Origin of the sequence: Bacillus sp. FSL M8-0063 (assembly GCF_038005545.1) — a bacterium.
GTDB lineage: Bacteria > Bacillota > Bacilli > Bacillales > Bacillaceae_G > Bacillus_A > Bacillus_A wiedmannii.
This window is the reverse complement of sequence record NZ_JBBOTJ010000003.1, coordinates 161,031-185,562: the sequence shown is the minus strand read 5'-3', so window position 1 is coordinate 185,562 and position 24,532 is coordinate 161,031. Positions and strand designations below refer to the sequence as shown.

Annotated in this window: 15 protein-coding genes and 1 pseudogene; 9 read left to right on the top strand and 7 right to left on the bottom strand. The window is 33.2% G+C overall.

The annotated features are described in order from the left end of the window. Nucleotides 1-133: 133 nt before the first annotated feature. Entirely contained in the window at nt 134-1,447 is a 1,314-nt protein-coding gene (locus MKX31_RS27360; RefSeq protein WP_340981764.1) for a DNA primase, read from the bottom strand. Nucleotides 1,448-2,063: 616 nt separating this feature from the next. Beyond that, a complete protein-coding gene (gene tnpB / locus MKX31_RS27355; RefSeq protein ID WP_340981763.1) occupies nt 2,064-3,185 on the bottom strand; it encodes an IS200/IS605 family element RNA-guided endonuclease TnpB in 1,122 nt (373 codons plus the stop codon). Nucleotides 3,186-5,822: 2,637 nt separating this feature from the next. On the opposite strand from tnpB, the gene MKX31_RS27350 reads away from it, so the two are divergent. Continuing rightward, the gene (locus MKX31_RS27350) at nt 5,823-6,572 is read left to right on the top strand and encodes a MerR family transcriptional regulator (protein ID WP_340981762.1); all 750 of its coding nucleotides are present in this window, start codon (nt 5,823-5,825) and stop codon (nt 6,570-6,572) included. 25 nt (nt 6,573-6,597) lie between these two features. On the opposite strand, the gene MKX31_RS27345 is transcribed toward MKX31_RS27350, so the two are convergent. The 3 genes from MKX31_RS27345 to MKX31_RS27335 all read right to left on the bottom strand — a co-directional run bounded on the left by MKX31_RS27345 (nt 6,598) and on the right by MKX31_RS27335 (nt 9,743). Beyond that, nucleotides 6,598-8,046, bottom strand: coding sequence for a cell division protein FtsZ (locus MKX31_RS27345; protein WP_222655484.1), 1,449 nt, complete (start codon nt 8,044-8,046; stop codon nt 6,598-6,600). Next, entirely contained in the window at nt 8,046-8,480 is a 435-nt protein-coding gene (locus MKX31_RS27340) for a hypothetical protein (RefSeq protein ID WP_001006720.1), read from the bottom strand. The genes MKX31_RS27345 and MKX31_RS27340 overlap by 1 nt, the downstream gene beginning before the upstream one ends. 576 nt (nt 8,481-9,056) lie before the next feature. Then, on the bottom strand, nt 9,057-9,743 hold the full coding sequence (locus MKX31_RS27335) for a hypothetical protein (RefSeq protein WP_098101870.1): 687 nt from the start codon (nt 9,741-9,743) through the stop codon (nt 9,057-9,059). Nucleotides 9,744-10,279: 536 nt separating this feature from the next. Here MKX31_RS27335 and MKX31_RS27330 point away from each other — a divergent pair. From MKX31_RS27330 to MKX31_RS27315, 4 genes and pseudogenes are all read left to right on the top strand, one after another. Then, a pseudogene (locus MKX31_RS27330) lies at nt 10,280-11,829 on the top strand (replication-relaxation family protein). Further along, nucleotides 11,801-14,875, top strand: coding sequence for a type IV secretory system conjugative DNA transfer family protein (locus MKX31_RS27325; RefSeq protein ID WP_340981761.1), 3,075 nt, complete (start codon nt 11,801-11,803; stop codon nt 14,873-14,875). Before MKX31_RS27330 ends, MKX31_RS27325 begins: the two are co-directional and overlap by 29 nt. A gap of 171 nt (nt 14,876-15,046) precedes the next feature. Further along, a complete protein-coding gene (locus MKX31_RS27320) occupies nt 15,047-15,637 on the top strand; it encodes a hypothetical protein (protein WP_340981760.1) in 591 nt (196 codons plus the stop codon). A gap of 249 nt (nt 15,638-15,886) precedes the next feature. Continuing rightward, a complete protein-coding gene (locus MKX31_RS27315) occupies nt 15,887-16,303 on the top strand; it encodes a VOC family protein (RefSeq protein WP_001285713.1) in 417 nt (138 codons plus the stop codon). Nucleotides 16,304-16,775: 472 nt separating this feature from the next. Here the strand turns inward: MKX31_RS27315 and MKX31_RS27310 are convergent, their stop codons facing one another. Continuing rightward, the gene (locus tag MKX31_RS27310) at nt 16,776-16,934 is read right to left on the bottom strand and encodes a hypothetical protein (RefSeq protein ID WP_179866052.1); all 159 of its coding nucleotides are present in this window, start codon (nt 16,932-16,934) and stop codon (nt 16,776-16,778) included. A gap of 424 nt (nt 16,935-17,358) precedes the next feature. Between MKX31_RS27310 and MKX31_RS27305 the strand changes: the two genes are divergently transcribed. Then, nucleotides 17,359-18,267, top strand: coding sequence for an alpha/beta fold hydrolase (locus MKX31_RS27305; protein WP_222655482.1), 909 nt, complete (start codon nt 17,359-17,361; stop codon nt 18,265-18,267). A 100-nt stretch (nt 18,268-18,367) separates the two neighbouring features. Here the strand turns inward: MKX31_RS27305 and MKX31_RS27300 are convergent, their stop codons facing one another. After that, nucleotides 18,368-20,065, bottom strand: a complete 1,698-nt coding sequence (locus MKX31_RS27300; protein ID WP_340981759.1) for a helix-turn-helix domain-containing protein — start codon at nt 20,063-20,065, stop codon at nt 18,368-18,370. A gap of 548 nt (nt 20,066-20,613) precedes the next feature. Between MKX31_RS27300 and gntR the strand changes: the two genes are divergently transcribed. The 3 genes from gntR (at nt 20,614) to gntP (ending at nt 24,335) form a co-directional block, all read left to right on the top strand. Continuing rightward, entirely contained in the window at nt 20,614-21,345 is a 732-nt protein-coding gene (gntR, locus tag MKX31_RS27295) for a gluconate operon transcriptional repressor GntR (RefSeq protein ID WP_222655480.1), read from the top strand. After that, a complete protein-coding gene (gene gntK, locus MKX31_RS27290) occupies nt 21,338-22,873 on the top strand; it encodes a gluconokinase (protein WP_340981758.1) in 1,536 nt (511 codons plus the stop codon). Before gntR ends, gntK begins: the two co-directional genes overlap by 8 nt. 115 nt (nt 22,874-22,988) lie before the next feature. Further along, on the top strand, nt 22,989-24,335 hold the full coding sequence (gene gntP / locus MKX31_RS27285; protein ID WP_340981757.1) for a gluconate permease GntP: 1,347 nt from the start codon (nt 22,989-22,991) through the stop codon (nt 24,333-24,335). Nucleotides 24,336-24,532: the final 197 nt, after the last annotated feature.

Below are 24,532 nucleotides of genomic sequence, written 5' to 3'. Positions count from 1 at the left end.
TATTGTATTCTTCTATACAATACATCCTTCGATTTTATAAAACCCACTCATTCTAGTTATGGTATAGAAAAGTACTTAATCATTTCTACCCCTTATTAATATATCTCTTAATTTATTTCAATTAAAATAGCGTTTATCTCACTTTCTCTATTGCTGGAATATAATCGTTTAACAGTAAATCATCTAGACCCTTTCCAAGATTAATATCCCAACTTGCATAATTAATACTTATCCCTTCTTGATAAAGCGCTTGCGCACATTCTAATAACGACCGCTGAACATCTGAATTTGTAATCATATCCATATCTAAAGCGAACGTCGCCTGTTTAACTCCCATTCTTTTTAATGGTTCAATTAATATTCTCCATACTTTAACCCCAGGTATTGATACAACTGTGGTACCATACATTACTTTTTCCTCATTTGTTAGAAGCTCCTCTAAGTTTTCAGCAGAAATATCAGACTTTAGACTCCCTTCTGAAATCCATACATTATCCTTTTTTATTAGTTCTCCACGTTCCAAACTTTTCAACTCTCGACTAGGTACTGCTACATGTATTGGCAATGGGTTCCCAGCTCCTGTTCCATGGAATTTCCCACCTGAGCTGATCCAAATATATTTACTTTCTAACTTTAATTGTACTTCACCTAATTTTTCACCTTCATAATTAATTTCATACCATTCTTTAGCATCGATTTTACCTTTAAATATAGACTCTATCTTCCCATTGATTTTATAGGTCACCTCTATAACATTGGGTTGCTCAATAACTTCTGCATTAAAGCTTGGTTTATGATTTTTTACAACTGTCATATATTCAGGATTATCAATTCTACATTGAAAACCGCATATCTGATTATATATATTTCTCTGTGGTATTAATAAAGAATCTCTCCTTCCTGCAAACGTAAAATATCTTCCATCCTTTGTTTCTTTTGCATAAAATCCTGGAATTCCAACAATATAGCTTTTTTTCCCCCCTACTTTTTTTATTAGCTCTTTCGTAGTATCCCAAGGTTTAATAGGAAAACTTTTGTAATTTCTAACATTTATTACTTCTCTTGTAATCCTACGTTTTGATCCCATTAACATTTTAATATGTTCATCTCGCACGTCTAAAAATTCTAGGAATAAAGTGTAAATAATATCAAGGTTGTAATCATTTTTCTTCCTATGTTCCTTAATCATCTGATTTTGAGAAAAGTCATATCCCCTTTTTTGATCTTCAGCTATTATATGTAAATAGCCTGCTTCCCCGAATACTGTTTCAGATGAAATTCGTCCACATATTATTTTAGTTTCAGAATCATTAACCATGCACCATCCTTGCTTGCCACATATAGGGCACGTTGTTCTATAATATTCAAACCACCTCTCATTACTCCCCTTATTCATGCTTCTCACTGGCCTTAATATTCTACTTGCTGCTAACTTTTCAATTGACATCACATATCTCCTTTTCCCTTGATCAAATAAAAAAGCCCTTTGGAATACGGAGGTTAAATGCCACACAAATGTGTAATTTAATCCGTAACCCGAAGGGCTTTATGTAATCATTAGAAAATAAAAAAATTAATAAGTTATAATAAGAATATACTAAAAATTCTTTATTTAATCTAGAGGTTAATTATAATATTCTTTATTTAATCAAATAATCTTATAATATTATTAAACTCCACACTATAATTATACATGGGCATCTTACTGCTTAACCCCTTTTGGACCTTTTGAAGCGAGAACTTCTTCGGAATTAGATACTATTTTAGCAATCTATATTTACTAAGCTATAAGGATCCTCCTTATTAACCGTCCACTAATGTTTTTCTGCTAACTTTTTTTGGTACAGTATACTCTCTACTAACCAATTAATTGCGCTATTAAGCGCATCATTGTTGACCATAATTCATTTATTGTAAATAATCATCATAAGATTATATTTTGTTCAAAATTAATTAATCCTACTCAAAGACACTTTAGAATAAGGACTTTGAACTACCCCCACTTTCACTTCGTTTAGAAGTGAGGGATTCCTAAGTAAAGAGCTCTATCGAAATCTAATTGATTAGGCTAACCCCGCAGTCCTTGCGGTTAGAAGTCTTATTGCTTCATTCTTTATATTGATACTTGCGTTAATATCCCTATCATGGTGCGTACGACAAGAAGGACAGTCCCATTTACGTAGGTTTAGATTTTTAACGTCTTTATTTTGATATCCACAACAAGAACATAATTGGCTGGAAGCAAATATTTTCGATACGACAATGACTTGTTTGCCATACCATTTTGCTTTATATTCCAACATGGTTCGAAACTGTGACCAAGATACTTCACTAATTGCTTTTGCTAACTTATGATTCTTTAACATATTCGATACTTGCAAATCCTCTATACCGATAACATCGTGGCTTTTGATGATTTCAGTTGAGATTTTGTCTAAGTAATCTTTTCTAGCATTTGATATGTATTCATGAATTCTAGCTACTTTTACTCGTTGTTTATTCCAGCGAGAAGATCCTTTCATTCTTCTAGAAAGAACACGCTGTGCTTTCGCCAACTTATCTTCTAATGATCGGAAAAACTTCGGATTTTCATAGGGTGTTCCATCTGACAAAATGGCGAAATCTTTTAGTCCTACATCTATCCCAATGTAAGAATGTGTTTTCGGAAGTTCTTGTACTTTTGTTTCAACTAATAGTGACACAAAATATCTACCAGAAGGGTTTCGTCTAACAGTCGCATTTACAATACGTCCCTCTACTTCACGACTTTTGGCAAATCGAACAAGGCCTAGTTTGGGCAACTTTATTTTGTTCCCTACAACGGCAATATTTTCATTTGTTTGTTTTGTGGTATAAGATTGTATGTTATTCTTCTTGGATTTGAAACGCGGGGCACTATTTTGTTTTTTAAAAAATCGTGTATATGCATCCGCAAGGTTGCGAACAGACGACTGAATCGCAATACTATCCACTTCTTTGAGCCAAACAAACTCTTTCTTCATGGCAGGAAGTTTGGCAGAGCATGTACCATATGTTAAACCTTTTCTAGTCTCTTTGTATGCGCGATCCCATAGGTATAGGAAATGATTGAATACAAAGCGAGAACAACCTATCGTTTTGTTAATTAGAATTGCTTGTGCTTGATTTGGATAGATACGAAACTTATAGGCTTTATTAATTATCATTTGATTCACCTCCATTTCGGTATATGACCATTATATACCAAACGTATATTCGATAGGTAGTGGAGTAAAACTTTCAGTAAGTCGAACAATTAAGATGGCTTCCTGCCATCTCTTGTTCGAAGCCAATTCATCTCCCACCTACTCACTGGGCTGTGACCCTTCACGCTCCTTGAGGAAGGAGTCTTCTTGGCTAAAATGATAAAACAGTAATATAATTATTAATCTCATGTTGATACCAACAGAAAATCAACACATCTCATCTGCATTTGACATTGACATATCAGCTGAGATTAACATGTCAAAAGAAGCGCACTAACTTCATCACTAATATCCACCGGTTAATATTAACATAACATTAACAAGCAGCTACTTATCAAAAACGTTTGTACCTATCTAAACTTTAAGATCTATATTAGTTGAACATTAGTCCATTCCAACTGATTGTAGTACGGTAATAAGTTAATTAATAAACTACCTTTGGAAATGTCTCAATGCTAGTACGACCTAAAAAAGAAACACCATGAAACTATCAATCTCATGTTGATACCGATGAAAAGATAACTGGTTTTCAATCTCTTATTTGTTATTAACATGTTAACTGAGATTAACATGTTAATTGATTATTTTCTTTTGTTATCAATATCATTTTGAATAAGATTGACATAACATTGACAATAAGGTTTCAAAAAAGAAGAATCGTTTATAGATTTCAAGATTTCAAAATCTATATCAGTTGAATTTTTTCTTCTGCGGCATTTTTCTTGAAGTGAATCTAGTGACGATCTATCCTAGAAAATGTCTCGACACCATTAAAACATAGTTGAAAATTTAATCGGGATAATAAATGATGACAGCATTTTACCCTTTATTTATCATTGACATATAGTCTAAAAACAACACATAGAAAGGAATACTGTTTATATTGTTAATCTCATATCAACAATTTGCGTTTAACATTAATATGACATTAACAATTGAGTAGTTAAAATACGCATAAATACAGATCTTAGGTCTTCGAGATTTGTATTAGTTATAAATTTATCTACCACAACAGATTTCTATCGAAAAACCAAAAACACTTTAAAAGAACTATAATTGTGGTTAGAAGTTAACAAGAAATCCATACAATTGATGGTTTCTTATTAGTGACATCAAAAAAATAACAGTTTTTTTTCATTTATCATTGATATGTAACTTGAGGTTAACATGTTAAGTACTCATTTTCTTTTGTTGTCGATATTATTATAATTGATGTTGATAAGACATTAACAATAAGGTGTCAAAAAGCGAAAGCGTTTATGGATTTCGAGATTTCAAAATCTATATCGGTGAAAATTTTCTTCTGTGGAGGTTTACTCGAAGCAAATTTAGTGATGATCTATCCTAAAAGATGTTTTCACACTATCAAAACATAGTTAAAATTTAATCGCAATGACATATAGTCTAAAAGCAAAACGTAAAGAGACATGCTATTTAATTATTAATGTTATATCAAAAATTGGCATTTCTACTATTTAATATGACATTGACAATTAAATAGTAGAAATGCACATAGAAGCAGCTTTCGGTATTTTAAAATCCACATTAGTTAAAAATTTTATCTACTACAACAGATTTCTATTGAAAAACAAAAAGGAAAACACCCTAAAAGAACTATAATTGTGGATAGACATTAACAAGAGATTCCTACAATTGATCGTTTCTTATTAATAACACACGGAAATTAACAGTTTTCTCTTTATTTATCATTGATATATAACCTGAGATTAACATGTTAATAGGGCTAGTTATTAATTAATGGTAGTTTCATATCAACTATCGTCAATTAATATTGACATAACATTAACAATTGTTGATTCTAAAGTTGAGAATATACATACAGATAGAGTTTTAGATTCCACATCTATTAAAGAACTTTTTTCTATAGTAAAATTCACTGCATAAACTGCGAAAGATATCATTCTTGAAAACATTTTAATAGTAATAAAAAATAATGAATCGCTTTTTATTACTTTTGATTTAAAAATAGCAATTGTATAAATCAATTTTGATTATATAGAGATCACTTGTAATGGGTGATACCCCTTAAAAAAGTAGGTTTATATTAAACCACATAAACGTACTTCAATAACCTATAATAGCCTTTACGTACATTCTAAAGACCTACTGAAACCAATTAGCTATACAGTTCTTGGTTTTCTACTATCGGGTATCATAAATTATAATAAATATAGGCCTTTATTTACTATTAGTATGGGCTTTTCTCATTAGATTTATACATACTTTTTAGCTTTTAAGTCTTTAAGTTTAATGTTATATCCTCATAATTTATTTACAAATCACTAATATTTTCTTATCATTAGTATATTGTAGACTAATTTGTTAATTTCATAACAACAATAATCATTAATAACTAACGGATTATTAATAGGACATTAACAATAGTTAATTCAAAAGCCTGTTTTATCAACTTCATGTTAACAAGTGATACTTTATATATCAATGACACATTTCATGTGAATGTCAATCGATAAAGGTATTGGGGTTTATATCGTCGAAAGACACTTAACATGTTAATCTCACTTTATATGTTAATTACATTTTGCTATAGCCATTATATTTCAAGGAGGTATAACGATGATTGAACAAGATAACAAAAATACAAATGAACATATGGAGTCCAACAATACAAACTCTAGTCATGAAGATACTTTTGAAAAAGCTTGGCGAATAACAGAGTTTTCAAAACTAGTAGGCCGACATCATAACACTGTATACAATTGGTTCAATATCCTAGAGGAAAAGGAGTTACACGGAACATTAAGAACCAATAATACAAATGAAAAGCTATATAATACACTGGATTTAGACATAGCTTTATTTATCAAGCTAAAGAGGGATGAAAAGTGGTCGCTAGATGCAATTATTGAGCTTTTACCACATCAATTTGAACTAAGACCAGTTTCTCCAGAAAATCAAACCAGTGAAGTCTCAACCCAATTAAACATGCAGGAAGCTGCAGCGACTATTGAAAAAATAGTAGAACAAAAGATTCAAATGCATTTACAAAACATTGAATTAGAGTATCAAGGAAAGTTTGAAGAGGCTATACGTACAGTGCTACCTGAACCAGAAGACCCTGAAAAGTTAAAAGAGCGCCAAAGACAAGAAAGACTAGATAATATAATTATTCAACATAGAGCGCGTACAGAGTTAAGAAAACAAGCTGAAAACGAGTGGAATACACAGCCGGAAGAAACTCGTATAAAAAAAGTTGGTTGGTTTAAAAAAGAGGAAGATCTTGCGAGAAAACAACTTTTCATAGAAAACTATATTGATGAGAACATGATTGAATACATGAAAAATGTAATGAAAACAGAAAAATAAGCCTGGAAAATTCCAGGCTTATTTTTTATTTTGTTCCGAACATCTTATCGGGATCCATAAATGCAGCTAATTCTTCATCATTTTGCGTTTGTGGTTCTTCATCTTTAACTGGTTCTAATTCAAAGTAATCACCAAAGTTAATATTGAAGTCATCGTCCGAGTCTTGCGCTTCAATAGTATTAATTTGTGACTTTGTATATTGAATTTGACTCTGTTTTTCCTTAAATTCGTTATATTCTTCAACTAATCCTTTAGATAAACGTGATGGTAGTGCATCTGTCTTATAGAAAGTATACACGCTGCCCATAAAGTCATTTTTACTCACTAAATAACCATTAAAAACAGTTCCATTGATTGGTAGTTTATTTGTCACTTCTACTTTTGCATCATCCATAAATGAATCATCAATGTTCTTCTGTTCATCTAAAATTGCTAACATACCAAAATGATGTACCTTCGATGCCTCTAAATCTCCATTTTCATTTGTCTTCATCAGGTCAATAGGGTGATGGAATGAGCTTCCTTTCAATGATTCTGAGAACATATCTACAATTTCTTCACTGTTTTCAATTTGATTCATATTACGTGAAACCTTATTAATTACTAAACAGCCTGTTCTTTCTAGTAAAATTCGTTTAAAGTCCTGAGAATCTAGAATTACTGATGTTCCTGAACCATTTGCAGCTGTATTTAACTCATGAATAATATCTCCAATGCGTTGGTTTGCATAGTCTCGTGAGTTTCCAATGCCTTTTTTCTCATTTTCGTTTAATCCCTTAAACTCATCATAGAAGTGTTGGTTATCTGCAAATACAACAAATGCAACGCCTTTCGCTGGATCATTAGCTAACTTCCAAATTTCTTGTGAAAATTTATTCACCTGTCTTAGTACATCAGGCCCATCAGCTCTAACTGGAAGTGTAACTACAATACCCATTTTAATGAAATCTTTACGCTCAATAGCATTATTGAAAGCAATTCTTGCATACTTTTGTTGATTTTTTATTAATTCTTCTCTAGGAATTTTCATTGCCATACTTTTAAGTTCTTCAGCAATTACAGGTTTATTATGAAAAGCGGAGAATTCTTCAATTGCTTGAATAATTGTAGATGTACCTGTACCACCGCCTAAACCTGCAAAAAATAGTACTAATTCATCAGTTGGTCTAACACGTTCCGTTATAAATTCTTTTAATTTATCTTTAGCTTCTTCATTAGATTCTAAAACCTTTACAGCACGCTCAGGATTCTTACCTAAACCACCTAATTTTAGTGAAACTTGGTTACTTTTCGGCACATTTTTCAGTTCAGCTAAATCCCCATCATTACTATTCAATGCTAGGCAATTATAAACTGCTGTACCGTCTGTATGCTTATACTCAGCAAACTTATCTACCATTCTAGTTCCAGCTTGACCAAAACCAACCATAGTCATTTTCACAGCTACTTCGTTTTTCAGAAATTTTTTTGCCATTATTTTATCTCTCCCTTATTCTCATTACTTTTTTTACGTTTTCCTAATTCAACTAATACTTGTTGTCCCCTAATAGTTGAAATTAAAAACTTATACGGATGCATAATTTTTTCTGTTATTAATGACATTGAAGCTAAAGTAGCAACACTACCTTCTGCCGATCTTCTTGAAATGTTAGTTCTTTCAAGTTCTAATGAATAGGATTTACCCTTAGGTTTCTTTACTCTCCTATCAATAACAACACTTTCTACTATTTCATTTATTGAGATTCCTCTCATATACTTTGTCTCTTGGTATTGTTTGTTTACTTGAGATCCTATGTAATGAAATACATTGTAGAGTATTTCGTCTTCTTCAATAATGTCTGCAAACATTTCCACAACTTCTTCAGTGAATTTGTTTTGTTTATATTTTTCACTTAATACCTCGTTCAAGTTGTCCCCCCCTTAAAACGTTGGTTAATTATTCCTAAAAACATATTACATCATTGTAAGACGTATATCAAGTCATTATATATAAGTCTTATATTAAGTTGTTATATACAAGACTTATATAACATTTACAAAATGTAAAATCGAAACAACGTCCCATATATCAACGTCAAATATATAAGACGTACATGAAAGTCGTTCATATAAGCAGTAAATAAAACATGTTAATATCAGGTTTCATATAACTAACAATAACTATTAAACAATAAATATGAGTGCAGTATTTATGTATATTTTTATCTAGAATTATAATTCCAATATATAATACTCCTAAAATAACGTACTATTATCATAATCCTTCGATTTATACGTCTTATATATATGAACTACATGCAAGACGTATGGACAAATACTTATTATTAAAGGTTTATATGCTTTTATATTAATTTCATTTCAATAGAATATTACCATGAATTATTACACGTTTTATTTATAAGTCTTATATGAAAGACTTATAAATAAAACGTGTATATAACCCTATAAAAAAAGAGTAATACTTCTTAAGTATTACTCTTTTAACTATATAGTTTTATATAAAACACTTAGTTTATTAAACAAATTTTTATGATCCTGCTTCTTTTTTAATAACTCATTTTTCTGTTGTTTGTCTACAGAAAGGAAAGGGGATGTCAATGTCATGTTATATTTCGTTATTTCTTTTATTAATTCCGTAGTTATTTCTGAGATTTGCAGAAATAACGCATAAAATTGTGATTCATTTTCATTCATTTCTTTTTCTCTGAAATTAAGTTCTACAAACTTGTCAGTATAACTTGTCAATTTCATATCAATATAATCACTATAACTCACATGTAAAGCCATAAAGCGATTAAACTCAGATAAACTAATTAATTTCTTTGTTAAACATAGATGTACTAAATAAATCTTGTATACAGCTTTAAATGAAATAATATATTTAGTTCCTTTTTTTATTAATTGGATGTATTCACCGTATCTGTTAATTAAATACCTTAATTTATTAGGTTTTAGTCTCAATATTCTACTAACTTGTGAGGTATTGTAGATTTTATAAGGATCTAGAGCAGCAAACTGTAATGGAATTATCTCATACTCGTTATTTAATGTGTTGATTACTTTAGTATAAAGAAAGTCTGTTTCAAATTCACTTTGTATTATCTTTGTTATTAACCCATATTCTGTGTTCCAATTCCGCATTTTTTCACCCCTTAAATCAGATTTTAACATGCAAAATATGAAATATACACAATTTTCATTTACTTTATTATGTTTATTTACTTATTTCTTTTATGATGTAAATTTCCCTTCTGATAAACAAATACCTCTACAGAAATAAATGCAAGTCTATTTAATACATAGTTTCATCTATGCAAAAGTATATTCACTGTACATTTTATCTATTTTTGATACTCTAAACATATATGACGGAATACATATGACGAACCCATTTTTTATCATTAGAGTTCGTCATATGTCCTCTTATTACTGTCGAAATACATATGACGAACTCTGATAGCAAATTCTCACTTGATAACATTGTATTTTATTACTCACACCTGACGAAATAATACGTATTTTTAAACCAAGAGTTCATAGGGATAACGGGTTACTTTTTTGCAAATTTCAGTTAAAATATACACTAATCATTTTTATGTACTGAACTACTTAATTTATCCAACATAAATACTTTCATTTCATGACAATTACACCCGATTTTATGCAGATTTACGTATATTATTTCCATATCAAGGGAGTGTTTAAAATTGAAAAAATCATTTGATCATGCCGTTAAATATATCGTCGGAGAGAATGATCGTGGAGTTTATTTTAATCGTTCTGACATTTTTACAGTCTTATTTTTATATGAACAACGAACAGTATCTCAAATTCAATTACGAAAATTTTATGAATTGATAAGTGGAGAGCCTATAAGTCGAACTACATTTTCATCCAAGTTAACAAAGTGGGCAAAAATGAAATTAATAAAAAAAGAAAATATAAGTGTGAGAAAAAAGCGCGGTTTTACATTGGATTTCGTTTCTATAGCTTCAAAGGGAGCGGAAATATTACATCGTTTAAAATTAATTACTGATTGCAATACCTCGTTTGTTACCAAAAGGCAATATGAACACAATATAGCTATTACACAATTTGTGCTAAATCTACTTGAGGCAGAATCCCAAAATGAACATACCGGTGCAATTGTAGGTGGTAATGGCGATTATCTTTTTCCATTAAACTCAATTGTGAAGCAAAACTTACATTTATCCAACCTAATGTATTCCGATTCAAATGATGTTTACTTCTTATACGAAGATGAAGAGTTTCGCGAAATGTTTCAGCCAGAACTTCAACTCGTTTCCTTCCAACAAGATTTACCTCAACTCGTTTATTCATTTCGTCCATCTAAAGAGTTTTATCCAGACTCAAAGGGCAACCCATTAATCATTCCTGATTGGGTTCTTACATGTAACGATTTTATTATCAATATTGAAGTTGATACAGGAACAGAAAACATTCCATTTCTAGAAAACAAACTAAAAAAATATCTTGATATCGCTGCTTCTAATCCGTCTAAACGGTTTTACGTGTTATTTTCAGTAATCGATGATTCCTATCACACAATTTCTACTTACAAAAAAAGAACTACACGTGTAACAAATTTAAAAAAGGCTTTCAGCAATATACCACGTTTAAGGGTAGTGAATAACCTACATGTTTACGTATGCAATATGGGTGGATCAGAACTTGTAATAAACAATATTCTTCAAGAAATTCGCGAAATTAATAGTTTAAGCAAAAGTCATCTGTTCAAAAAAATCACTGAACGTTTGAACATAAATTCTTCTTTCCCTTATTCGGTAGAGTGGATATCTAATAAAAACGAAATGCAAACGAAAGGGATTCAGCATTCTAAACTACTTGAGCTAACAGAAGACATTTTGGTATTACGAAAAAAAGCACCTAATGAAGAAAAAAAATCTTTAGATTACTTAGAAATATTGTGTATATTAACAATACTTAAGGTAGGGGAGGTTAACACACACTTAAAATTACAGCAATTATCAGGATTGTTGGCCATGCAAAATCAACACCGAACACTAAACCCAATTAAAATTTTGGGATATATGAAGCGGATGAATTAGAGCATGGGCAGCAAGCCATTTTTACTGATCTGTATCACAATTCCATAGCGCCAGAGAATATATTATTGGCTACTTCTGCTGAATTGCTTAATTTCACCGCTGCTTTTTATTCGTTAAAAGAGAGGGTGAAACAAGAATTTGGAGAATGCAGTTCAAAAGAATGCTGAACTCAATAATGCACCAGGTAATGGGGAGGATCCAAAAACCGGAAAGAGCATAAAAAATTCATATACAGTTACAATCGACATTACAAAAAGCTGGAAATATCGTTTAGCAGCCCGCTCATCTTACTATGTTGTGACATTACTACTTCTGCTAGCTTGGTATTTTGCTTTTAGAGGAATTTATAAATACGCTTCTTTCTGGTCAATACAAATGGGGGCTCCATTACCTACTTTGAGTATCTTCGGTAATCCGTTTGAAACTAATTATTACATTGAAACCTTTTTTAGCTTTTGGATTTTAATTTATACTTGGCAACTATCAACCAAGGTTAAGACCTATCAGGAGATAAAGCGTAGATGGTTTATTTTTTCGATGATGTTAATTGGTATAGTTGCCCAGTACTTATGGGCGTTTAGTGTTCCATTAGCTAAGATATTTATTCCATTCTTACATTCGAAAGCTGGAGAAGTTTCACTAAATGACAAAGGATTAGAGGATACTATACTTTCAAATTTTAGTAATATCATGCACCTTGTATTTGCTATACCTGTAATTATTATTACTCTCGTACTCTTATGGCTCTTTAAGATTTTTTATGAACATAAAAAAGAGCTTTTAGATGAATTCGGAAAATGGGAATACGTATTTAAAATACCTGGTTGGATGCTTTCCTTTTTGAATGATAATCGTCAACGAAAACTTGCTACTTCATTACACAAATTTTTCACTGAAAAAAATCCATCAAAATTGCCAGAACCCGATATCTTTCTTGGTCCTAACAGTGCTACACGGGAAATGGCAGTAATACAGGGCAAGTCTTTAACACTTAATATAATGATCATCGGTAACATTGGTACAGGTAAATCGGCTGCCCTTGGTTTACCAATTGCTAATCAAATTCTTGACTATATGGCTTCAATGATTAATAACTTTAAAACCTTATATGCAAGAAAAGATTATCATTCAGAGGATGTAAAAGGAACACAGATAAATGGTCTTACAGTTATCGAGCCATCTAATGACTTCTGTGAAAAGGTATATAACTTGGTATTGGCACACAAGATTCCCGAAAGTGTTATTTTCTATTTAGACCCAACAAATCCTGATACCCCTTCAATAAATTTTGTACGTGGTCCAGTCGATAAAGTTGCTGAGATGTTATGTTCAGTATTAACGGGTCTCTCTGATAATGGAGCAGGGAATCCGTTCTTTATTCAATCTGAGCGTTCTCATCTTAAACAACATATTTATTTGTTAAAACTCCATGATTCTAACTTTGAAGCTAGATTTGAGCATTTAATTGATATGTATAATGATGCTAATCTCGTGTTTGAGATGCATCTCAAATTAAAAGAACGACTTCCGAATGATATTGAATCTATTCCAGATAGGGATGAACGAAACCATTTCCGCATAATGAAACAAGTAGATGAATGGTTTGATTTAAATTATGTTCCTGAAATTTCTGGTGGCCGTGGGGGAGGGGAAGTTGTTTATCATACTGAAGGGAAATACTATGGTCAACCAAAGATTATTGATAAACAAGAAACCTTTGTTCGCGGTTTACGAAACACATTAAATGATATTTCTGCTCAACCTCTGCTCCGTCGTGTTTTATGTGGTCCATCGGATTTCGATTTTGAGAAGCATTTGGAATTTGGAGGTATTCTGTTAGTCAATACAGCGAAAGGGGAACTTTCTGATCTATCTGATGTATTCGGTAAATTGTGTTTATATGCCGTACAGAACGCTGTTTTCCGTCGTAAGCCTAACGTATCTCCTTACCATCCGGTTTTAGTCGATGAGTTTGCGGATTACATTTATAAAGCATTTAAAAGTTTTCCTGCTCAATCACGTAAATATAAAGCACCTTTAATTGTTATTGCACAAACAATTAGCCAATTAGCAATTGAACATGGACCAAGGTTTATGGATATCCTATTAGGGACATTTCGTAATAAGCTTGTTTATGGTGATGTTACTAATGAAGATGCTAAATTGTTTAGTAAGCTAATGGGTACGAAAACAATTTATGAAGCACGTGAAGGTGATCAAGAAATTGATATGGTAACAGCTGAAACGAAAACACAAAGTACACGTAGAACATCCTACTCTTATTCGAAACTAGAGGTACCCATCCTTTCTGAAAATGATATCTTAATTCAAAAAGCCTTCCAGTGCGCTGCTAAAATCGTAAAAGATAATGCTCCTCAAGGAGGAATACAAGTAAATGCTAACTTTGTTCCTGCCTCTGAGTTTAAAACAGCTAAGATTCAAGTTGATGCAGAAGCAGCTGCTTATTGGTTAAAAATTCGTGAAGAGTCATTGAATACGGAAATTAAATATGATGATTATGTCACAGATACAGATGTTGATAGTGAAGAAACTGTAATTGAGGAATTGAGTATACCTAAAACAGCACCTACTGCAATAGAAGGCTGGTTACAAACGTTAAATCCTGATACTTACGATTTTTATACTAATGAAGATGATACTGACAATGAAGGTGAGTTAACAAATAGTCAATCTGTACAAGATTACTCAAGAAATTCTGTTCCTAAGCTAGAAAAGGAAAGCACTACAGTATCAATTGCTACTTCTAATACAACAAAATCCGCAAAAATTAATGAAGTAATCAATGTTCAAAAAGAAAATGTACCAGATACAAGTAAACATAGAGAACCTATTGAACTTAACAACAAAGCACCAGTTATTACTGAAACTCCAATAGAAGTGCCAAGGGCGAAGCATACACCACAATATAGAGAACCTGCTTACACATCGACTGTAACCCATAATCAGCAGGAACAGGAAATTCAACGAACTGCAGAAATCAATGGTAAAAATACAACATCTAACTTAACAATGCAATGGTTACAACAAATGGCTGCTACTGTTCCTCAAGATGATGAAAATACATTACCTTTAGATGAAATGGAAGGTGGCTCTCGTCTTCACAATCGTAAAGTAGCAGAAGTAACTCCAGAAAGTGCGGCAATTAAGAATAAACTCAGTCAATATATAGAGGGTGACATTGATCATGATTGATACATTAAGCATATAACGAATATTTCTACTGGTAAAAAGGTGTGGGTCGTAAACTCATACCTTTTTATTATTTCATATGTAACTTTCCCCAAGGAGACCATTTCTTTATGCTAGAATTTAATTGAGTTTGTGTAGAAGCAGAAAATGGATTAAATATTAAGGGTTGGAGGAATGACATTGGAAATAGCCAAATTAAATTTGCCCATGGATAGTATGCACTTTTTACTTAATCATCAAATTAAAGGAAATGAATTCGAATGTTTCAATGTAGAATTTTACACATATTCAAATGGTTTTCTTTTAGATGTAGTGGAATGGACAAAACAAAATGATTTTTCTTTATCGATATTGGATAAAGAATATACAGAAGCGTTTTTAGCAAGTTTAAAGAAGTTTAAACGATACCTTGTTATTGGTAGCAATATGGACTCAGGTAATCTAATTACTATCTACCAGCCTACAGGAGAAATATATGAGCTAGAACATGAAATTACGGAAAGAGTAGAAAGATATTTTGTCAATTCTTCTATAGAGAAAATGTATTGCTGCTTCAATTATTTTAAAAAGTATTTGGTTCAACTAATAGAGCAGGAGTACTACAAATATTGTGATCTAATAAACACTTTTCATGATTTGAAGAACAAATTAGTGGAGCTTGATAATAACATATTAATTAATAATGATAACTACAATAGACAATCTTGGAATTCCTTATATCACGGCAAGTTAAACTTCTTTTTAAAAAAGTCAAACAAAATATAGATTATTTCTAATGGGGATACTTACGTGAAATAAACTTTATGTTAAATAATAATACAATTGTTTAATTACAAATAAAATTGTTACATCTACAATAAAGGTGTTCAAAAATGTCAGTCATTTTATTCGGTTAAAGGGTCATTTTCTTGAATAATAGAAAGGACTATTCATAAGTAAATCGAAGTTAATTCAAAAGCTGTTATGTAGTATAGCATCGGGACGTACTACTCAACATTAAGGAGGAAATCGATTATGAGTGACACACAGACATTACGAGGATTAACCACAGTCAGTTTTTGGACGGATGACCTAGCAGCGGCAAAGAAGTGGTACGCCGAGCTGTTGGGCATCGAACCTTACTTCGAACGTCCAGGATATACCGAGTTTCGCCTTGGCGATTACCAGCACGAGCTGGGGCTGATTGATAGCCGCTATGCGCCCGATGGTTCAGCGACCGGACCGGCCGGTGCTGTAGTGTACTGGCACGTCGATAATGTAACAGCAACTTTCAAGAATCTGCTGTCTATGGGAGCGAAAGAATACGAGGCACCCACAGAGCGCGGCGAGGGGTTTATTACTGCTTCCGTGGTCGATCCCTTTGGGAACATCTTAGGGATTATGTATAATCAGCATTATTTAGATGTTCTGGGTTCGACTAGAAAAACGTAACTTCACAGTTCACCGAGGCTTGGTAAGTTGCAATGTGGAGGATAGCGATTATTTATGCAGTGGCAGCTATCTCGAATTATGTTATGCTTACCCCAACTGTTCGAAATTCTGCTACTACTCTGGAGACGAAAAGAACAAGAAAAGTGAAAAGGGTTTCACGAGGTAATAGTAAAGGACTATTTTAGAATAGAGCACGTTTGTACAATAACACTTAGATTTAAACAACTTTATTGTTGTATTTTTAAGTGTAGTAAAGTATTTCACATCAAAAATTAAAAGACTTTATTTTAACCCCTTCTTAAAGTCAGAAAGGGGTTATACGTGTTTTAGATATTAAAATTAAATAACGTTATTGTCATTTTACACTTTATATGAAAGTAAAAACGATTTATTAAGAAACAAAAGCAGATAAGGGATTATCTCCTTACTGTTTAAAACTTTCACTAAATAAAAAACAGTAAGGAGTGGTTTCTTAATCCCGCATCGCACCTGCTTCTCGGGAAGTCATTGCTCCTTGGCCTATTCTTACATCATTTTGAATTTCTTGTTTCACTTTTTGCGGATCAGTTTCTGCAAAATTTGGTTTCATAATAGAATCAGACTTTTCTATATCTTTTTTATTATGTTGCATACAAACCCTCCTGACTTTAACATTTGCCAATCTTATTATGTGCAATAGTACACATGATATCCACCGAGCAAACTAGCACGTTTATGAATTAATACAGGCAGATATGGAATTAAAATAAAGTCGTACCGTTTTGAATACAGTTATACCGTATTATTCCATAGGATATGGTTCTATCTAAATAGGTGTTTTTATAGCGAAAAGGATAAACAATATGTATTCCTAAACCTTTCATCAGAGACGGGTACACGCTCTAGAACAAGAAAGCTGATTGATGAAAGCAACGTTTCTATTAAAGTAGAATCTAAAAACTGTAGAACTATTAATTAAATAGCTGATGAAATCACCTCTCCATTGAAACGACCAAAAATTGTCTACTTTAAATAAAAAGGAAGCATCGGTGAAATGATGCTAATTACTTTTTCATATGGCGAATTTGTTTCTTAGTCATTTCCTGCATTTTATGTCATTCGCCAATCATGTAATGTTAAGGGAGATGACAGAAGAAAGGAAGAATGTACAAATGGGTATAGTAAAAACCGGAAAATTGCAAGTACATGGAGCGAGCATCTACTATGAGGTGCGTGGCTCAGGTCCAATCCTTCTTTTGATCCATGGTGGGGGTGGTGATGCCGGCAAGTTCCATAGTATCGCCGACCATCTTGCTAATTGGTATACAGTTGTTACTTACGATCGTCGTGGTCATTCCCGTAGCAATCTCGCGAATAAGACTGAGGATTATCATGTGAACACACATAGTGAAGACGCTCACCGACTGCTAGCCAATCTGACCGATAAACCAGCTTATGTATTCGGAAGTAGTTCTGGCGCTGTCATCGGACTTGATCTGTGCATACGCCATCCTGAGCAGATACAGTTACTAATCTCACACGAACCAGTTTTATTACAACTTTTAACTGAAAATGAGTTGAATCAAGCTATAAAATTCATGGAAGACCTTAAGAAAAATCATCGAAGTGAGGTTATGAAGTTATTGTCAAATATTGATGATACCAATTTCAGATTATCGAAAGATGTACTAACAAAGCGGCTACTCGATAATTCGACGTATTTCACTGAGTATGAAATCCCAGGAATTCTCAACTATACTTTAAATATCGATGCATTAAAGACTCCATTAAAATCTGTATTGATACAAGTACTTCCAGCCGGCGGAAGTGTTTCACAAGAATTTTTTCCTTACCATTGCGCAGTCAACTTAGCAAAACAACTCGGAACAGAGTTTGCTGAGTTTCCCGGACACCATACGGGATACAACACTGTGCATTATAAAGAGTTTGCTGAGAGGTTACACGACGTTCTTAAGAATAATTAGTGAAACATATTGTGAACAAAGTTTATTTCAAAGCAAAAGCAGAATATGAACAAACTAAAAAGAAGCAGGTACCTCTCCAGTTAAAGGTAGCTGCTTCTTTTTACATAGACTCTATAATCATTTGTCTTTCATACCACTTGTTTAGCTTTTCATTAACACTTTTTGAAATACGCTTCATTTTGTTATTACAGAATCTTGATAGTGTAGCAGGGGATAAGCCTATTTCATCTGCTATCTCACGCATTGTTTTATTTTGATGCATATGCTGATACATAATTTTTTCTCGTATCACATCTTCTGATCCTTCAGGAGTTTGTTTTACTGTCTCTGCAATATAATGGTCCTCCTGCTTCTCTTGCATACCTATTACTTTTTTCTTTACCATACTATCTATATTATTCATCAATTCTTTTGGTGGTAAGATAATGATTCCTAATTTGGAATAGTAATTCTTAAACCAATTACGTTCTCCTATCTTTGTTTCATCCAATTCCTCTGCATACGCCCAATGTGAAATTACTTTTTCTTTTTCTAAATCAATTAAAACACTTTCTAGTTGTTCACGAATTCGAGTTGGGCGACCCTTTGTGGTTGTAATACCCATTACAGATAGTAGCCCTTTTTCTCCACCAATGGAGTATGGTCTTTTTAAAGTACTGTATTGTTGACGGATTCGCCACTGCCAGGATAAATAACGTATTAAACGTTTATGAAACTTGTGTCTATAGCTATTATACTCTAATGCTTTTTTCGATAATAAAGCAGTTGTACTATTAGATCCATATAAATAGCCTGATAAGAAACTACCTGGTTTAATCTTACAGGATTCTATCCCCATATATTCATTAGTATTCTTATCTCTCCATAACACTACAGAGTCCAGTACGAATAGTCTTTTGATTACTTCACGTTTTACCTCAAATTGTTCCCCAGTTTCAGCTTGATCGTTCAATACTACAACTTCATTATCATCATTCAAATAAATAAAGATGCTTGCTAACGCTGCAATACGTTGTGCTACCTTTATCTTATCTTCTGCACGATAATACTCTACACCGTTTGCTGATGCTTTTGGCATATTACATAATTCCAATACATTCTCATAACTAAAATCTATGAATTCATCTGGAGATTTAGCTTGATTCAACCATTGTATTGTAATTGTATCCAAGCAATCTGCTGTAAGATCATCCATATTACTAATTACTCCATCAACCAATATAGACCATCTTTCTGCTTCGTTTGTATTCACTAATCTCAAATCCTCATCCTTATGTGAAGATAGTTGTGCAACTCCGCTTGAATTCTTTGTTTCTAATGGCAGTACATGTTTTGCAACTGCTTCATCTTCTTCAAACTGATTTTTTGCTATTCCATCACGTAATTGATAGTACATTGCGTCATTAGATACAGGATAATAGTCGTCAGGTATATCTGCTATATGTTCTTTTATATGAACATGTTCAGGATTTGAAATTTGAGTTGGTTCAACTACTTCAAACTTTTCTCCAAACTCTTGTTCAATGATTTTATCTAATACATTTTGAATCTCAATTTTATATTTATCTAGATTCGCATAAATGTTCAACAACGATATGCCTTGTTCTTGTTTCTGACCCAACCAAGAAACAAGTGTTGAGAATGAAGGGGATATATTAGCTGATGTTACTAATTTATCGTGATTCTCTTGTACTTCGTTATAATATTTTTTCCATTTGGCCCATAACTGCTTATTTTCTTCATAGATTGGAGCAGCAAGTAGGAGGGCGTCACTGAACAATACTAATACTTTCTCCATATTTAAGTACCTCCTAACAATGTTAATAACCAATATAATTTAAATCCTAATACTATGAAACGTCATAGCTATATGATGGCTACATAACCTTTAAGTTGAAATGTTATCTGAATAATCCGCATAATTGTTGATTTTTACTCGTTCTATTGTGGATCATTTAAATTCTCTTTACTTGTCTTTAATTATATAAAACTGCTTCTATTTGTAAAATCATTACTTTACAATACAATTTCAATTTTTAAAAGCTTTTAATGCTCAAATTCAGTTACTGTTACATTTTTACATCTATATTTTTGATTCAAAAAGTTGTAAACCCGAGTGCTAAATATGTTGATGTAAGTCCTTGGATATCGTATTCTTCAGTTTTCCATTCCCTAAATCTTCTTCATCAACAATAGTAGTTTTTGGGGCGACTCGATTTGTTAGCTTGATAATTATGGGGCTTTCCTCTAAAAGAACCAAAGTAAACAATAAAAGCGCTTGCATAATTAAAAATCCGAGTTATAATACTTGTATACAAGTATACTTTATTAACACGAGGTGAATTTATGACGAAATCAATGGAATTTCTTTATCCTGAAAAATGGCTTTCAAAAGCTTCTACAGGTGATCGTGTTGCGAGCGAACTGAGAATGCGCATAATTGCAGGTGAAATTGAAAGCGGTACCATCATATCGGAAAATAAATTAGCTGCCGATTTTTCTGTAAGTCGGTCACCCGTTCGTGAAGCATTAAAAGTACTAGCTTCTGAAAATATTATTCGCTTAGAAAGAATGGGCGCAGTTGTCATTGGTTTAACCGAGAAAGAAATCGAAGAAATATATGATGTTCGTTTACTTATAGAAACGTTTATCTTTGAGCGACTTGTAAAGATGGACACAAATGATTTAGTAAGAGAACTAAATAAAATAATGGAAATGATGAAAATCGCCATTAAGTATAATGATGCTGATGAGTTTTCTTATCAAGATCTCTTATTCCATGAAACGATTATTCGAACCATTGAGCATTCCTACATCCTGATGATTTGGAATAATTTAAAGCCTGTTATGGAAAGCTTAATCCTTTTATCAATGCGTAATCGTTTCAAGGAAAAGTACGAAGACTTTGAACGGGTTATTAAAAATCATGAGCTTTATATAAAAGCAATCGAATCAAAAGATCGGGCCCTCATGATTGAGGCCTTACATCAAAACTTTGATGATGTTCAAGGGAAAGTTGAAGATCTCTGGATGTCACAACAAATGTTATCTAAAGGAGTAGAGCAAGGACATGAGTAGCTATATGTTAGGTATGGATATCGGTACAACAAGTACGAAAGCAGTTTTATTTACTGAAAAAGGCGAAGTCATCCAAACCGAGAATATTGGTTACCCACTTCGCACACCAGATATATCCACAGCGGAACAAGATCCAGAAGAGATTTTCCAAGCTGTTTTACAAGCGATATCAAATATAACGAAACAGCATTCAGATAAAAAACCATCGTTTATTTCATTTAGCAGTGCTATGCATAGTGTCATTGCTATGGATGAAAATGATCATCCGCTGACACCTTGTATCACTTGGGCAGATAATCGTAGTGAGGCATGGGCACATAAAATCAAAGATGAACTGAATGGCCATGAAGTTTATAGACGAACAGGAACACCTATTCACCCAATGTCACCATTAAGTAAAATTACATGGATTGTGAATGATCATCCGGAAATTGCTATTAGAACGAAAAAATATATTGGAATCAAAGAATATATCTTCAAACAATTCTTTGATCAATATGTTGTTGATCATTCCATCGCCTCGTGCATGGGTATGATGAACTTAAAAACACTAGATTGGGATGAGGAAGCTTTAAAAATTGCTGGTATAACACCAGCTCAATTATCTGAACTCGTATCAACCACCCAAATATTTGGCAACTGCAATCCAGATTTAGCCCAAAAGATTGGTATCGATTCACAAACACCGTTTGTCATTGGTGCCAGTGATGGGGTGCTTTCTAATCTAGGTGTGAATGCAATTCGAAAAGGTGAGATTGCTGTCACAATTGGGACAAGTGGTGCTATTCGGACCATCATTGACAAGCCACAAACAGATAAAAAAGGAAGAATATTTTGTTATGCCTTAACTGAAAAGCATTGGGTAATTGGTGGACCGGTAAACAATGGCGGAATGGTCCTTCGTTGGATTCGTGATGAACTTGCTTCATCAGAAGTAGAAACTGCGAAAAGACTAGGAATTGATCCATACGATGTATTAACTAAAATAGCTGAACGCGTGAGACCTGGTGCAGACGGATTATTATTCCATCCATACCTCGCAGGTGAACGTGCACCATTATGGAATCCAGATGTACGTGGCTCCTTCTTCGGTTTAACGATGTCACATAAGAAGGAACATATGATTCGTGCAGCTTTAGAAGGCGTTATATATAATTTGTACACTGTATTCTTAGCGTTAACCGAATGCATGGATGGTCCTGTAACCCGTATTCAAGCAACAGGCGGCTTCGCAAGGTCTGACGTTTGGCGACAGATGATGTCCGATATTTTCGCATCTGAAGTCGTTGTTCCAAAGAGTTACGAAAGCTCTTGTCTAGGTGCATGTATTTTAGGTCTCTATGCCACAGGAAAAATTGATTCTTTTGAAATCGTTTCCGAAATGGTTGGCAGTACCTACAAACATACACCGAAAGAAGAAGCAACAAAAGAATACAGACAATTACTGCCGATATTTATTAACCTATCAAGGGCGCTAGAAGATGATTATACACGAATTGCAAATTATCAAAGAAATTTAATAAAGTAAAACTTTCATCAGTGATCCCCACGCCTCGATTCTATCTAAATCTCGAGGTGGGGGCCTTACTGCCCACGAATAGCGGGAGAAATACAAATACAGCTAAGATTAGGGGGGAACTACGATGCCATTAGTCATTGTAGCAATTGGGATTTTAGCATTACTTTTACTGATTATGCGCTTTAAATTAAATACCTTTATTTCATTAATCATTGTATCGGTCGGGGTTGCTTTATCACTTGGAATGCCACCAGAAAAAATTTTTAAAACCATTGAAGCAGGATTAGGCGGAACACTTGGGCATTTAGCACTCGTTTTTGGACTTGGTGCGATGTTAGGTAAGTTGCTTTCAGATTCTGGGGGCGCACAACGCATTGCCATGACCCTTGTGAAAAAATTCGGTGAAAAGAACATTCAATGGGCTGTTGTGACTGCCTCATTTATTATCGGTATTGCATTATTTTTTGAAGTAGGATTAGTATTATTAATTCCGATTGTATTTGCGATTTCAAGAGAATTAAAAGTTTCTATCTTATATCTCGGTATCTCGATGGCAGCAGCTTTATCTGTAACACACGGATTTTTACCGCCACACCCAGGGCCAACTGCTATCGCAGGTGAATTGCATGCAAACATCGGTGAAGTATTACTTTACGGTTTTATGATAGCGATTCCAACAGTTGTGTTAGCTGGACCTGTATTTACTAAACTTGCAAAAAAACTAGTACCTGAGGCATTCACAAAAACCGGTAATATCAAATCTTTAGGTGAGCAGAAAGTATTTAAACTTGAAGAAACTCCTGGCTTTGGAATCAGCGTTTTTACCGCTTTACTGCCTGTTCTTTTAATGGCAATCGCTACAATTATTATTTTGCTGCAAAAAACAATGGGATTTACAGATAATAGTTTACTAGCAGCAATCGAGTTTATTGGGAATGCGGATACAGCCATGTTGATATCCTTACTAGTTGCGATCTATACAATGGGATTGGCAAGAAATATTCCAATCAAAAGCGTGATGGAATCTTGTACAACAGCGATTTCAAATATTGGGATGATGCTCTTAATTATTGGTGGAGGCGGAGCTTTCAAACAAGTATTAATTGATGGCGGCGTTGGTAACTATGTAGCCGAATTATTCAAAGGAACTTCATTATCACCGATCTTGCTCGCATGGATTATCGCTGCCATCTTACGTATTTCATTGGGGTCTGCTACGGTTGCTGCATTAACAACTGTCGGTTTAGTGATTCCGATGTTAGGTCAATCTGATGTTAACCTTGCTTTAGTTGTCCTTGCAACAGGGGCTGGTAGTTTAATTGCTTCACACGTAAACGATGCTGGTTTCTGGATGTTTAAAGAGTACTTTGGTTTAAGCATGAAAGAAACATTTGCAACATGGACTTTACTTGAGACTATCGTTTCTGTAGCCGGATTAGGATTTACTTTATTATTAAGTTTATTTGTATAGATCTTTCTAAACAATACAAGGGATACGGAAGCTGTTTAATGTAATTTTTCATGATTGATTAATAAGGATGAAAATTTCTCTTTATTTTTTAACTTGATAGTGATGTGCCGTGTCCCTATAACCTTTCGCACGAATACTGGCGGAGCCTATTGAAATGAAAAAGATTGATTATTTGATTAAAGTGTTATTTTAGGTAT

What these genes read in the sequence shown, in the direction of transcription:
- MKX31_RS27360 (WP_340981764.1), bottom strand. Translation starts at nt 1,447, where the DNA reads ATGTCAATTGAAAAGTTAGCAGCAAGTAGAATATTAAGGCCAGTGAGA.
- tnpB (WP_340981763.1), bottom strand. Translation starts at nt 3,185, where the DNA reads ATGATAATTAATAAAGCCTATAAGTTTCGTATCTATCCAAATCAAGCA.
- MKX31_RS27350 (WP_340981762.1), top strand. Translation starts at nt 5,823, where the DNA reads ATGATTGAACAAGATAACAAAAATACAAATGAACATATGGAGTCCAAC.
- MKX31_RS27345 (WP_222655484.1), bottom strand. Translation starts at nt 8,046, where the DNA reads ATGGCAAAAAAATTTCTGAAAAACGAAGTAGCTGTGAAAATGACTATG.
- MKX31_RS27335 (WP_098101870.1), bottom strand. Translation starts at nt 9,743, where the DNA reads ATGTTAAAATCTGATTTAAGGGGTGAAAAAATGCGGAATTGGAACACA.
- MKX31_RS27320 (WP_340981760.1), top strand. Translation starts at nt 15,047, where the DNA reads ATGACATTGGAAATAGCCAAATTAAATTTGCCCATGGATAGTATGCAC.
- MKX31_RS27315 (WP_001285713.1), top strand. Translation starts at nt 15,887, where the DNA reads ATGAGTGACACACAGACATTACGAGGATTAACCACAGTCAGTTTTTGG.
- MKX31_RS27310 (WP_179866052.1), bottom strand. Translation starts at nt 16,934, where the DNA reads ATGCAACATAATAAAAAAGATATAGAAAAGTCTGATTCTATTATGAAA.
- MKX31_RS27305 (WP_222655482.1), top strand. Translation starts at nt 17,359, where the DNA reads ATGGCGAATTTGTTTCTTAGTCATTTCCTGCATTTTATGTCATTCGCC.
- MKX31_RS27300 (WP_340981759.1), bottom strand. Translation starts at nt 20,065, where the DNA reads ATGGAGAAAGTATTAGTATTGTTCAGTGACGCCCTCCTACTTGCTGCT.
- gntR (WP_222655480.1), top strand. Translation starts at nt 20,614, where the DNA reads ATGACGAAATCAATGGAATTTCTTTATCCTGAAAAATGGCTTTCAAAA.
- gntK (WP_340981758.1), top strand. Translation starts at nt 21,338, where the DNA reads ATGAGTAGCTATATGTTAGGTATGGATATCGGTACAACAAGTACGAAA.
- gntP (WP_340981757.1), top strand. Translation starts at nt 22,989, where the DNA reads ATGCCATTAGTCATTGTAGCAATTGGGATTTTAGCATTACTTTTACTG.